We start from the raw sequence: 12,328 nt of genomic DNA on the forward strand, positions 1-12,328 counted from the left end.
GCTCCGCGATGTCTGAACATTCGACTTACACGCCCGGCTCCGGTCTCGAGAAATGGCTCGATGAACGTCTGCCGATCATCCGGTTCTCCAAAGAGCACCTGATGGACTTCCCCACCCCGAAGAACCTGAACTATTTCTGGACCTTCGGCGCAATTCTGGTGATGTGCCTGGGTATCCAGATCGTCACCGGCGTTATTCTGGCGATGCACTACACGCCAAATGTCGCCATGGCGTTCGACTCCGTCGAGCACATCCGTCGTGACGTCAATGGCGGCCGCATGATCCAGTCGTTCCACGCTGTGGGCGCCTCGATGTTCTTTGCTGCCGTCTACATCCACATCTTCCGTGGCATGTATTTCGGTTCCTACAAGGCGCCCCGCGAGATCCTGTGGATCCTGGGCGTGCTGATCTTCGTGCTGATGATGGCGACCGCCTTCATGGGCTACGTGCTGCCATGGGGCCAGATGTCTGGCTGGGCTGCGACCGTGATCACCAACATCTTTGCCGCTATCCCAGTTATCGGCACGCCGTTGCTGGAACTGCTGCGCGGTGGTTTCTCGGTGGGTAACCCCACGCTGAACCGCTTCTTCTCGCTGCACTACCTGCTGCCGTTCGTGATTGCCGCCGTCGTGGCGCTGCATATCTGGGCGCTGCACGTGCCGGGCAATAACAACCCGACCGGTGTTGACGTGAAGAGCAGCCGCGACACGCTTCCCTTCCATCCGTACTACACGATGAAGGACGCGTTCGGCATGGTGCTGTTCCTGATCCCGTTTGCCTGGTTCGCGTTCTTCGCGCCCGACATTCTGGGTCATCCGGATAACTACATCCAGTTCAACAGCCAGGTGACGCCTGCTCATATCGTGCCCGAATGGTACTTCCTGCCATTCTACGCGATCCTGCGCGCCATCGACTTCAACATCCTGTTCATCGATTCCAAGCTTGGTGGCGTGATCTTCTTCGGCGGCTCGATCGTGATCCTGTTCCTGCTGCCCTGGCTGGATACCTCCAAGGTGCGTTCGGGCAATTTCCGCCCAATGTTCAAGTGGTTCTACTGGTTGTTCGTGGTGAACTTCGTTGCGCTGACCTATCTGGGCGCGGCGCCGGCCGAGGGCATCTATGTGGTGCTGGCCAAGCTCTGCACGGCGTACTACTTCATCCACTTCATCGTCATCCTGCCTGTGCTTAGCCGCATCGAGAAGCCTCGGCCCCTGCCGACCAGCATCTCGGAAAGCGTGCTTGCCAAGTCGCACGCGTAAGGGAAGGGCAGGAAACATGTTCAATAGAAAAACGCTCCTGGCCACTCTGGCTATCGTTGCCGGCCTCGCCGGTCTGCCAGCCCAGGCTGCAGAAGACGTGATCCACATCGAAAAGCAGAGCTGGAGCTTTGCGGGCATTTTCGGCACCTATGACGAAAACCAGCTTCAGCGCGGTTTTCAGGTGTTCCGCGAAGTCTGTGCCAGCTGCCACGGCGCACGCCTGATCGCGTTCCGCAATCTGGCTGAAGAGGGCGGTCCATCGTTCTCCGAAGAGCAGGTCAAGGCACTTGCCGCCGAATACGAAGTCAACGATCCGGCAGCTGAGGGCGGTACCCGCACAGCGGTTGCAGCCGACCGCTGGCCATCGCCATTTGATACCGAGCAGGACGCTCGTGATGCCAATGGTGGCGCATTGCCCCCGGACTTCTCGGTGCTGGCCAAGGCCCGCGGCGTGCATGACGCCTTCCCGTTCTGGGTATTCAACTACTTCACCGGCTATTCGGAAGGCGGCCCGGATTATATCCACGGCCTGCTCACCGGCTACGAGGAAGAAGCGCCTGAGCACTTCGAACTGCCAGAAGGCAAGTACTACAACCACGCCTTCCCCGGCCACGCGATCGGTATGGCCCCGCCACTGGCGGACGGTCTGCTGAGCTATACGGTTGCCGAAGGCCAGGCTGCTGTGCCCGAAACGGTTGACCAGTACGCCACCGACGTTGCCGCATTCATGATGTGGATGGCCGAGCCGCACCTGGCCGGGCGCAAGCAGACCGGTTTTGTGGTGCTGCTGTTCCTGGTGCTGTTTGCCGGTCTGATGTACGGCACCAAGCGCAAGATCTGGGAAGGTATCGAGCACTAGTTGTTCGACACACCCGAAACGAATTCAAAGGGCCCCAATGGGGCCCTTTGTCGTTTGAGGATGTTCACATTGTCCGCAGGGCCTTGCGATTTTCTTCGCGGGCGGCAATATGGAATGGATCGGTCAGCCAGTTCGGGGGGAGTTCAGATGTCAGCTATTCGTCTTGCAGCCACCGTTGTCGGCGCGGCCATCAGTCTGAGCCGCAATCCTGCTGTGCGCGCCGGCATTGTCGCTGTCGCCAGCAATCCCAAGGCGCGCGAGACAGCCATCAATATCACCCGCTCGGCGGCCTATAATGCGGGCGTTGTCGCCCGGCACGTGGTTGGTCGCCGCCTACCTTAAGTTTCCCACTATCCCAGGTATGCCATGTCGCTCGACCTCAAGGCCCTCGTGCGCACGATTCCGGACTATCCCAAGAAGGGTATCCTGTTTCGTGACATCACCACGCTGATCGAGCATCCGGAGGGGTTCAAACAGAGCGTCGAGCAGATCGCCGAGCGCTACCGTGGGCAGGGTTTCACCCATGTCGCGGGCATTGAAGCGCGCGGCTTCATCTTCGGCGCTGGCGTGGCCATCGCAATGGGTGTGGGCTTTGTGCCGGTGCGCAAGAAGGGCAAGTTGCCCGGCGAGACAATCGGGCAGAACTACGCGCTCGAATATGGCGTGGACACCATCGAAATTCATGCCGATGTGCTGGGCGCCGGCAACAAGGTTCTGCTGGTCGATGACCTGATCGCCACGGGCGGCACGGCCATTGCGGCCGTGGGCCTGTTGCGGCGCACCGGGGCGACGGTCGAGGACGCGGCCTTTGTGATCGACCTGCCCGAAATTGGCGGGGCCGCCAAGCTTGAGGCGGAAGGCGTCACGGTCAATGCACTGATGGCCTTTGAGGGCCACTGAGGCCGGGCCATACGGACGAGAAAAAAGGGCGCCCATCGGGCGCCCTTTTGTTTTAGCTGTCGGTGCGATTGGTCTCGGGCACCGGCTCGATACCCATGTCGGGCTCGTTGCGGGTCTTGTAGAGCGAGTAGAGCACGCCGCCGCCCAGAATGCCCACCGTGACCACCAGCGAGAGCAGGGTGTCGATCTTGATGCCCAGGGGCACCAGGAAGATCTTGATACCCACCAGCACCAGAATGATGGCCAGCGAGGTCTGCAGATAGCGGAAGCGGTTCATGGCCGCTGCCAGGGCGAAGTAGAGTGCGCGCAGGCCCAAAATGGCGAAAATGTTGGAAGTGTAGACAATGAAGGTGTCCTGGGTGACCGCGAAGACGGCGGGCACGGAGTCCACGGCAAACACCAGATCGACGAATTCCACCATGATCAGCGCCACAGCCAGCGGCGTCAGCCAGAGTACGGTCTTGCCGGTCTTGGGGTGGGGCAGGCGCGCGGTAAAGTCGTGGCCGCGCAATTCCTTGGTGATACGGAAATGGGTGGTCAGGAACTTGAATACCGGGTTGCGCTCGATATGGGGTTCGTCGTCCTGGTGGCGGAACATGCGAATGCCGGTGAACACCAGAAAGGCGCCGAACAGGAACAGGATCCAGCTGTACTGATAGACCAGTGCAGCGCCCAGGCCGATCAGGATGGCGCGCAGCACCACCACGCCGATAATGCCCCAGAACAGCACGCGGTGCTGATAGATGCGGGGAATGGACAGGAAGGTGAAGATCGAGGCGATGACAAACATGTTGTCCATCGCCAGCGACTGCTCGATCACATAGGCCGTGTAGAATTCAAGGCCCGATTCAGCGCCGCGCTGCCACCAGACCCAGCCACCAAAGGCCATCGCTATGGCGACATAAAAGCCATACAGGCTCAGGCTTTCGCGCGCGCCGATCTCATGTTCATCCCGATGCAGGATGCCCAGATCAAAGACCAGCAGGCCGATAACGATCGCGACAAACGCGACCCAGAAATATACGGGTGTACCGAGAAATTCACCCATCAGGGCGCTAAGCAGCGTTTCCATCGCCGGACCATCTCCATGTTCGTTTGGAGTGGCTCCGACATCACGACAGCATGCGTTGCTATCGCCAGAGGGGCCCGGCGCCACAGGGGGGATTTAGTGCATCCGCCCAGCAATTCAAGCCCTGAGATGTAAAAAGGTTCAAATCAGCGTGGCGTGCACAGCATGACGATGGCTTCGGTGGTTTCGAGCTGGATGGCCGCACCGAAGCTTGGATCGGGGATGACCCGTCCAGCGGTGATGTTGCGGGCGGTCTTGAGGCCTCCATCATTGAAGCCGACACCATTCTCGTAGCCGGTAATGGTGCCGGTCCCCGAACTGGGATCGCCCGGCGTTGTCGAGGCAAAGCCGTAGACATTGCCATAAATGGTCAGAATGCCCGCCTTGGCGCTGGTGGTGTCGCGACAGCCCCAATTGCCCTCAAAGCTCTGGGCGAGCGTGGGCGTTGCGGTCAGGGCGGTGAGGGCAGCGATAAGGGCGATTCGGCGCATGGGCACACAGTGCCGGGCCGTGGCCCGGCTTTCAAGCGCGGCGTTTGAGCAAGGGCCCCACAATGGGCAGTTTGCTAAGGGCGAGCATGATCTTGAGCTTGAGCGGCATCTTGTAGTCGCGCAATTTCGAGAAGCCGACCAGATCGGCGCGATAGACCAGTTCGCCGTGCTGGTTGAGAGCGGTCAGCTTGTTGAACAGCAGCCCCCAGCCGGGAATGGAGTTCGAGGCGCGCTTGTCGGTGACCACCAGTTCATAGCTGACCGTATCGCCGGGGCGCACCGGGACCTTGAAGTCCATGGAGTTGACGCCGGGAGAAGGCCCCGAGACGCCGGGTTCAAGCCCCATCGCGCGCAGGCGCTCCTCTTCGGCAAACAGGGTGTCCACCATCAGGCGATGGCCGACGCTGACCGTGTGCCAGCCGCTGGCGACCAGCCCGCCGAAATGGCTGTGCTTGGCGGCCTCGGCGTCGAGGTGGAAATATTGCGGATCATAGAGCGTGGCGAAGCGGACAATCTCGTCGGCGTCAAAGGTGTGACTGCCGAGCGGGAAGACCTCGTCGATGATGATATCCTCAAACCAGCGGGTCATGCGGCAACTCCGGGTGTGCGGGTATCAACCAGATTGGCCAGACGCATGCTCATCACCGACGCGCCCTTCTGATTGCGGACATCGAAATCGAGTGTGACGATGCCCCATTGCGGATGGCTCTCGGAGCGGCGCAGGTCGACAATGGTCACCGTGCCGCCAATGGTGTCGTCGACCATGACCGGATTTTTCCACTTCAGATCGGAAAAACCGAGCCCGCCCGCCGAGGCGATCGTGCTCAAGAAGCTGTCCACCAGCATGCGCAGACTGAGCCCGCCGGTCTGCCAGCCACTGGAGGCGAGACCTCCGAGCAGGCTGGCCTTGGCGGCCTTTTCATCGAGATGAAAGGGGAAGGGGTCGAACTCGGTGGCAAAGGTGATGATCATCGCCTTGGTCACTTTGGTGTGGCCCAGATCGATCACCTCGCCAATGGCGAGATCCTCAAAATGGCGGCGGTCTTTGGTGACAGGATTGGTCATTTGCTTGCCCTATACGTCAACGTTCGTTTACCGCCTTTTCTTGTGGCAAGGCAACCCGGTTATCATGCGCCGACCGCCAGTCGCTGGGTGCGGCGCCAGGCCAGCGGGGGCATGCCGCGCTTGCGACGGAAGGTCTTGGCCAGATAGTTTGCGTCAGCAAAGCCGGTGGCGCCCGCAATGGCGCCCACGCTCATGTCGGTGGCGAGCAGCAGTCGTTCAATACGCTCGATACGCCGGCTGAGGACAAAATCGGAGGGGGAGCTTCCAGTCGCCTGGCTGAACTGGCGCACAAAATGAGCGCGGCTCATTTCGGCGATCAGGGCAAGCCGCTCGACCTGCAGCGGTTTAGTCAGATTGGCCTCGATATGGCCAACAACCCGGGCAATGGCAGGGGGCAGGGCCTGCGCAGGGGCGGCATTGGCCGCGAAGACGCCGTCATGCAGCGCCGCCATGGCCGCATAGGTGGCGCTGGAGGCTTCGCCGGGGGTGATGTCGGGGCGATCGATCAGGATCAGGCAGGCCGCTGCCAGTCGATCAATGACCGGGCCGGGCAGGGTGGAGACCGGCCCGGCCGCGTCGATGATCTCGCGGGCCAGCCGCAATGCTTCGCGCCCGTTGAGCACCATCCAGAAATACTGCCAGTGCTGGCCGCGTTCGAGCCAGTAGCGATGGGCATGGGGCAGGCTGAGCACCATGGTCTGGCCCGGCGTCAGCCGGTAATGGGTGCCCGCGAAGTCGAGCCGCCCCTCTCCCTCCAGCGTGTGCTGAATGACGATGAAAGGCGCGTCGCCACGCTGCTGGCCATCCCAGGAATAAACCTCGTTGAACCGCTGTTCATAGCCGGCGCCAATGGCCATGCAATGCAGCGGCACGGCGCTCTTGGGCAGCGTCAGGCCGCGCACCTTATGGCCATATTCAATCAGTTCAGTGAGCACAAAATTACCCGCAATCGCACAAGCTTTCTCTATCAGAAAAGTGTTCGCAGAGCTAGCAATGAAGGCAAGAAGACGCCATTGCGGATCACGCGGGGAGGATATTCATGTCATTCAAAGTTACCGTCATCGGGGCCGGCTCGATCGGCTTCACCAAGACGCTTATTTCGGATCTGCTCAAGGTGCCTGAATTTGTCGGCTGCGAGTTCGCCCTGACCGATATCAATCCGGCCAATCTGGATATGGTCAGACAGGTCATTGAGACCATCGTGTCGGTGAACAAGCTGCCAGCCAAGGTGACGGCGACCACCGACCGCCGGGCGGCGATCACCGGCGCGCGCTACATCATGAGCTGCGTTCGGGTGGGTGGGCTTGAGGCGTTTGCCAGCGATATTTCAATCCCGCTCAAATATGGCGTGGACCAGTGCGTGGGCGACACGATCTGTGCGGGCGGCATTCTCTATGGTCAGCGCAATATTCCGGTGATCCTTGATTTCTGCAAGGACATCCGTGAGGTGGCCGAGCCCGGTGCCCTGTTCCTGAACTATGCCAACCCAATGGCGATGAACACCTGGGCTGCCGAAGCCTATGGCGGGGTCAATGTTGTGGGTTTGTGCCACGGCGTGCAGCATGGCGCCTCCCAGATCGCCAAGGTGCTGGGCATTGAAGAGCACGAACTCGACTATGTGTGCGCGGGTATCAATCACCAGACCTGGTACACCGAAATTCGCGCCAAGGGCCGCACGGTCGAGGCTGACGAACTGCTCGCCGGCTTTGAGGCGCACCCGGTCTATTCCAGGCAGGAAAAGGTGCGGATCGACGTGCTCAAGCGTTTCGGGTTCTATTCCACCGAGTCCAACGGGCATCTGAGTGAATATCTGCCATGGTATCGCAAGCGGCCCGAGGAAATCAGCCGCTGGATCGACATGAGCGACTGGATCCACGGCGAGACGGGCGGCTATCTGCGCTACTCGACCGAGCGTCGCAACTGGTTTGAAACCGATTTTCCGATGTTCAAGGAACAGGCCAACAAGCCGCTGAGTGAGCACAAGCGCACCAGCGAGCATGCCAGCCACATCATCGAGGCCATCGAAACCGGCCGGGTCTATCGCGGTCACTTCAACCGCCGCAATAACGGCATCATCACCAATCTGCCTGATGATGCGATCATTGAGAGCCCGGGCTATGTCGACCGCTTCGGTATCAACATGATTGAGGGGATCACGCTGCCGACGGCCTGCGCGGCGACCTGCTCGGTGTCGGTCTCGGTACAGCGGCTGTCGGTCGAGGCTGCGATGACAGGCAATGTCGATACGCTCAAGCTGGCCGTGCTGCACGATCCGCTGGTGGGGGCCATCTGCACACCCGACGAAGTGTGGGCCATGGTAGACGAAATGCTCGTAGCGCAGGCGGAGTGGTTGCCTCAATATGCCCATGCGGTTCCTGCTGCCAAGGCGCGTGTGGCCAAGTCGACAGTCAAGACGCGGGACTGGGATGGCGCTGCGCGCAGGCGGGTGCGCTCGGTTGAGGAACTGCGTGAAGTTACCGGCGGGCATCACTGAAGGTTGATGATGCCTTCCTCCCGAAAACGGACGCCCTTGTGGCGTCCGTTTTTCGTTTTTTGTGGCACGAAATCTTGTGGCCGCAGGCATTGCATGGGATGAGTTCGCAGCGACTGCCACTCAGGCGAGCCTGAAAGGACGTGCGGTCGGGTCGCGCCGTCAGACTATGCTGTCCAAAAATGCGCTCTACGAGCAGCGGACTTTGAAAATTTCCATGCTGGCCACCGTCGTGGGGGCCACACTCAGCATTGTCTTTGGCCTGTGGGCCGCTTCGCGTTCTATTGTCTTTGATGGTTTTTACGAGCTGATCGACGCGGTCATGACGGCCATGGCACTGCTGGTCGTGCGGCTGATCGCGCGCGGCAATGATGACCGGTTCCAGTTTGGCTATTGGCACCTGGAAACCATCATGGCGCTGCTGAACGGCTCGATCCTGCTGTTTGCCTGCATCTACGCGTTCATCGACGGGCTCAGCGGCATTCTGGCGGGCGGTCGTGTCGTGCAATACGGCTTTGGCGCGATCTTCGTGTCGGTCACCGGGCTGGGCAGTTTCGTGATGTATCTGATCACTGCCAAGGCGGCGCGGCAGACCCGCTCGCAGCTGCTGCATATCGACTCGCGCTCGTGGTTGATGGGGGCCTTGCTCAGCCTGGGCCTGACCATCAGCTTTGCCAGCGCCTGGCTGTTGTCGCATAGCGATGAAGCTGCGCTGACTGCCTATGTCGATCCGGCCATTCTGATGGTGATTGCCGTGGTGTTGGCGCCGTTCCCGGTGCGCACCGTGATGCGGGCGGGGCGGGAGTTTCTGATCATCGCTCCCAGCGGGCTGAACGAGCAGGTGCATGCGATTGTCGAGGCCGTGGCAGCCAGGCACGGCTTTATCGATCACAGCTCTTATGTGCGCCAGTTCGGGCGCCAGCAGTTCATCGAGATCGGATTGGTGGCGGCCTCTGGCAGCGATACGCGCTCATTTGATGAGCTTGATGCCATTCGCAATGAGATCGCAGCGGGTCTGGGACGTTCGGGGCCGGGCTATTGGCTGTCGGTGGATTTTACCGCCGACAAGAGCTGGCTGTAAAAGCGTTCCGGCCCCGCAGTTTGCACTGCGAGGCCAGATCGGGGAGGAAAGCTTAGGCGACGCGCTGTTTGCGCGGACCCTGGGTCCAGTCGGGCAGCCAGGTACCGTGGGCCTCGATCAGATCATCGACCACGTTCCAGATCTGCTCGAGATCAAGCTCGGCTGCGGTGTGCGGATCCATCATGGCGGCATGATAGATGTGCTCGCGTTTTTCTTCCATCAGCGCCCGGACGGTGAGTTCCTGCACGTTGATATTGGTGCGCATCAGGGCGGTCAGTTGCGGCGGCAATTCACCGATATAGGTGGGCTGCAGGCCATTGTCGTCGACCAGGCATGGCACTTCGACCGCGGCATTGTTGGGCAGGCTGGTGATGACGCCGTTATTGCGCAGATTGCCGTAGATCACCGAAGGCTCGCCGGTCCAGACCGAGTTGACGATGGAGGAGGCGTATTCCTTGGACTGGGCCACCTCGATGCGGTCGGCTTTGCGATAGTCCTCGGAGGTCTTCTTCCACTTGGCGATCTGCTCGATGCAACGCTTGGGATATTCGTCGAGCGGAATGCCGAATTTCTCGATCAGGTCCTCGCGGCCTTCCTTGATGAAATAGGGCGTGTATTCGGCGAAGTGCTCGGAGCTTTCGGTGACGAAATAGCCCAGCCGCGTCATCATCTCATAGCGCACCTTGTTGGGGCAGCGCGGGTTCCAGCCGGGCTTGGGCGCACGGCCTTCGGCATAGGCGCGGTGCAGCTCGGGATAGAGATCCTTGTAGGAGCCGTCGGCCTGACGGTGCTCGAACTTGAGATAGAAGGCCATGTGGTTGATGCCGGCCGAGCGGTAGCGGATTTCCTCGTAGGGAATGTTGAGGTCGTGGGCCAGTTCCATGGCCGTGCCCTGCACGGAGTGGCAGAGGCCGACCTGCTTGATGGTGGGGTATTTCTCGGCAATGGCCCAGGTGTTGATGGCCATCGGGTTGACGTATTGCAGCATGATCGCGTCGGGTGCGACCTGCAGCATGTCTTCGCAGATGCTCCACAGATGGGGCACGGTACGCAGCCCGCGCATGATGCCGCCCACGCCCAGCGTATCGGCAATGGTCTGGCGCAGATTGTACTTTTTGGGCACATCGAAATCGATGACCGTGGACGGCTCATAGCCGCCGATCTGGAAGCAGACGACGACGAAATTGGTGCCATCAAGCGCCTGGCGCTGGTCGGCGAAGGTCTCGACAGTGGCTGACACGCCCAATGTGGCAATCAGCTTTTTGGCGATGATTTCGCTCTCTTCGAGCCGGGTGGGGTTGATGTCCATCAGGCGGATGGTGGCACCAGCCAGAGCGGGGCGCTGCAAAATATCGCCCACGATGTTTTTCATGAACACGGCCGAACCGGCGCCGATGAAAGTGATTTTTGGATTTGCCATGAAGGAATGCTCCGAGAGGTTAGGCGGCAATTTCGAATGCGGCGCGGACGAGCCGGGCCGTATATTCGGTTTGGGGGGTGGTCAAGACGTCGGCCACCGGCCCCTGTTCGACGATCTGGCCATTCTGCATCACCATGACGCGGTGGCAGAGGGCGCGAACGACTTTGAGGTCGTGGCTGATGAAGAGGTAGCTGAGGCCTTTTTCGTCCTGCAGCTTGCGCAGCAGATCGATGATCTGGGCCTGAACCGACAGATCAAGCGCTGAGGTGGGTTCATCGAGCAGGATGAATTCGGGCTCCAGCGCAATGGCCCGGGCAATGGCGATACGCTGGCGCTGGCCGCCGGAAAACTCATGCGGGAAGCGGTTCAGGATGGTGTCGGGCATGCCCGCATCGACCAGGGCCTGGCGCACGCGGTCGACCCGTTCGCGGGTATTGGCGCCGATGTGATTGACGATCAGCCCTTCCTCGATGATCTGGCGGATCGACATGCGCGGGTTCAGGCTGGCGAAAGGGTCCTGGAACACGATCTGCATGCGGCTGCGCAGCGGGCGCATGCCATTGCGGTCCTTGTCGTGAATGGGCTCGCCATCAAAGAAGATCTGCCCGCCCTGATTGCCGATCAGCCGGATCAGCGCCTGGCCGAAGGTGGTCTTGCCCGATCCGCTTTCACCGACAATGCCCAGGGTTTCGTGGCGCATCAGGGTGATGTCGAGATTGTCGACGGCCTTGAGCTCGAAGAAGTCGGGCTTGAAGAAGCCGCCGCGCTTGAGCGTGAAGCTGACCTTGACGTTCTTGCCTTCGAGCACCGTTTCGTGGGCACCTTCGACCAGCGGCAGGGCCGTGCCCTTGGGCTCGGATGCCAGCAAATGCCGGGTATAGGCATGCTGGGGATTGGCAAACAGCGCCTCGGTGGCATTGTGCTCCTGCACCCGGCCATTCTGCATCACATAGACGTAGTCGGAAAACTGGCGAACAATGGTCAGGTCATGGGTGATCAGGATCACCGCCATGCCGTATTTGTCCTTGAGCCCGTCGATCAGGTGCAGGATCTGGGCCTGCACGGTGACGTCGAGCGCGGTGGTGGGTTCGTCGGCAATCAGCACATCGGGGCGATTGGCCAGGGCCATGGCGATCATGACGCGCTGGCGCTGCCCGCCCGAGAGCTGGTGCGGATAATTGTTCAGGCGTGCCTTGGGTTCGGGGATCTGCACTTCCTCGAGCAGGGCCTCGGCCTTTTTCATGGCGTCGGCACGGCTCATGCGGTTGTGCAGATGGATGATCTCGCACAGCTGCTGGCCGATGGTATAGACCGGGTTGAGCGAGCTCATGGGCTCCTGGAAGATCATCGCCAGATCATTGCCGCGCAGCTTGCGCATGCCGCGATCGTCCATGGTCACGATGTTCTTGCCCGACAGGGTGATCTGGGTCTCGGGCAGGATCGTGGCGCGCTTGGTCAGCAGCTTCATCAGCGTGCGGGCGGTGACGGATTTGCCCGAGCCGCTCTCGCCGACCAGCGCGATGGTCTCGCCCTTGTGCAGCTGGAAGGAAACGTCGCGCACGGCGTTGACGGTGCCGCCCTCGACCTTGAAATTGACGCCGATATTGCGGGCATCCAAAATCAGTTCGCGGCCGTGGTCACCCAGATCGTGGCGTTCATCGGCAACAGGCGTGAAGTGGTTTTCGCTCATGAG

13 protein-coding genes are annotated in these 12,328 nt (G+C 60.6%); 6 read left to right on the top strand and 7 right to left on the bottom strand.

Going from position 1 to position 12,328, the window contains the following annotated elements; genetic code table 11:
• The first annotated feature begins 8 nt into the window (after nucleotides 1–8).
• The 4 genes from KD146_RS02125 (at nucleotide 9) to KD146_RS02140 (ending at nucleotide 3,018) form a co-directional block, all read left to right on the top strand.
• Nucleotides 9–1,259: a cytochrome b gene (locus tag KD146_RS02125; protein ID WP_212657105.1), complete on the top strand. Its 1,251-nt coding sequence runs from the start codon at nucleotides 9–11 to the stop codon at nucleotides 1,257–1,259.
• A 16-nt stretch (nucleotides 1,260–1,275) separates the two neighbouring features.
• Complete coding sequence (locus tag KD146_RS02130; protein ID WP_212657106.1) at nucleotides 1,276–2,118, top strand: cytochrome c1; 843 nt, start codon at nucleotides 1,276–1,278, stop codon at nucleotides 2,116–2,118.
• A 147-nt stretch (nucleotides 2,119–2,265) separates the two neighbouring features.
• A complete protein-coding gene (locus tag KD146_RS02135) occupies nucleotides 2,266–2,460 on the top strand; it encodes a hypothetical protein (RefSeq protein WP_212657107.1) in 195 nt (64 codons plus the stop codon).
• A gap of 24 nt (nucleotides 2,461–2,484) precedes the next feature.
• On the top strand, nucleotides 2,485–3,018 hold the full coding sequence (locus KD146_RS02140; RefSeq protein WP_212657108.1) for an adenine phosphoribosyltransferase: 534 nt from the start codon (nucleotides 2,485–2,487) through the stop codon (nucleotides 3,016–3,018).
• Nucleotides 3,019–3,070: 52 nt separating this feature from the next.
• Here the strand turns inward: KD146_RS02140 and KD146_RS02145 are convergent, their stop codons facing one another.
• The 5 genes from KD146_RS02145 to KD146_RS02165 form a co-directional block, all read right to left on the bottom strand.
• Complete coding sequence (locus KD146_RS02145) at nucleotides 3,071–4,090, bottom strand: TerC family protein (RefSeq protein WP_212657109.1); 1,020 nt, start codon at nucleotides 4,088–4,090, stop codon at nucleotides 3,071–3,073.
• Between the two features lie 143 nt (nucleotides 4,091–4,233).
• On the bottom strand, nucleotides 4,234–4,578 hold the full coding sequence (locus KD146_RS02150) for a hypothetical protein (protein ID WP_212657110.1): 345 nt from the start codon (nucleotides 4,576–4,578) through the stop codon (nucleotides 4,234–4,236).
• 31 nt (nucleotides 4,579–4,609) lie between these two features.
• Nucleotides 4,610–5,167 carry a MaoC family dehydratase gene (locus tag KD146_RS02155; RefSeq protein ID WP_212657111.1) on the bottom strand — a complete coding sequence of 186 codons (558 nt, stop codon included), beginning with the start codon at nucleotides 5,165–5,167 and terminating at the stop codon, nucleotides 4,610–4,612.
• Entirely contained in the window at nucleotides 5,164–5,643 is a 480-nt protein-coding gene (locus KD146_RS02160) for a MaoC family dehydratase (protein ID WP_212657112.1), read from the bottom strand. The genes KD146_RS02155 and KD146_RS02160 overlap by 4 nt, the downstream gene beginning before the upstream one ends.
• Before the next feature lie 62 nt (nucleotides 5,644–5,705).
• Entirely contained in the window at nucleotides 5,706–6,578 is an 873-nt protein-coding gene (locus tag KD146_RS02165) for an AraC family transcriptional regulator (protein WP_212657113.1), read from the bottom strand.
• 104 nt (nucleotides 6,579–6,682) lie between these two features.
• On the opposite strand from KD146_RS02165, the gene melA (KD146_RS02170) reads away from it, so the two are divergent.
• Both melA (KD146_RS02170) and KD146_RS02175 read left to right on the top strand, forming a co-directional pair.
• A complete protein-coding gene (melA, locus tag KD146_RS02170) occupies nucleotides 6,683–8,137 on the top strand; it encodes an alpha-glucosidase/alpha-galactosidase (protein ID WP_212657114.1) in 1,455 nt (484 codons plus the stop codon).
• A gap of 214 nt (nucleotides 8,138–8,351) precedes the next feature.
• Nucleotides 8,352–9,215 carry a cation diffusion facilitator family transporter gene (locus tag KD146_RS02175; protein ID WP_212657115.1) on the top strand — a complete coding sequence of 288 codons (864 nt, stop codon included), beginning with the start codon at nucleotides 8,352–8,354 and terminating at the stop codon, nucleotides 9,213–9,215.
• A 52-nt stretch (nucleotides 9,216–9,267) separates the two neighbouring features.
• On the opposite strand, the gene melA (KD146_RS02180) is transcribed toward KD146_RS02175, so the two are convergent.
• Nucleotides 9,268–10,635, bottom strand: a complete 1,368-nt coding sequence (gene melA / locus KD146_RS02180) for an alpha-glucosidase/alpha-galactosidase (RefSeq protein WP_212657116.1) — start codon at nucleotides 10,633–10,635, stop codon at nucleotides 9,268–9,270.
• Between the two features lie 19 nt (nucleotides 10,636–10,654).
• Nucleotides 10,655–12,325 (bottom strand): ABC transporter ATP-binding protein, encoded by a 1,671-nt coding sequence (locus KD146_RS02185; protein ID WP_212657117.1) that lies wholly within the window; start codon nucleotides 12,323–12,325, stop codon nucleotides 10,655–10,657.
• Nucleotides 12,326–12,328 lie beyond the last annotated feature (3 nt).

It is taken from the genome of Devosia litorisediminis (assembly GCF_018334155.1).
Taxonomy (GTDB): Bacteria; Pseudomonadota; Alphaproteobacteria; order Rhizobiales; family Devosiaceae; genus Devosia; species Devosia litorisediminis.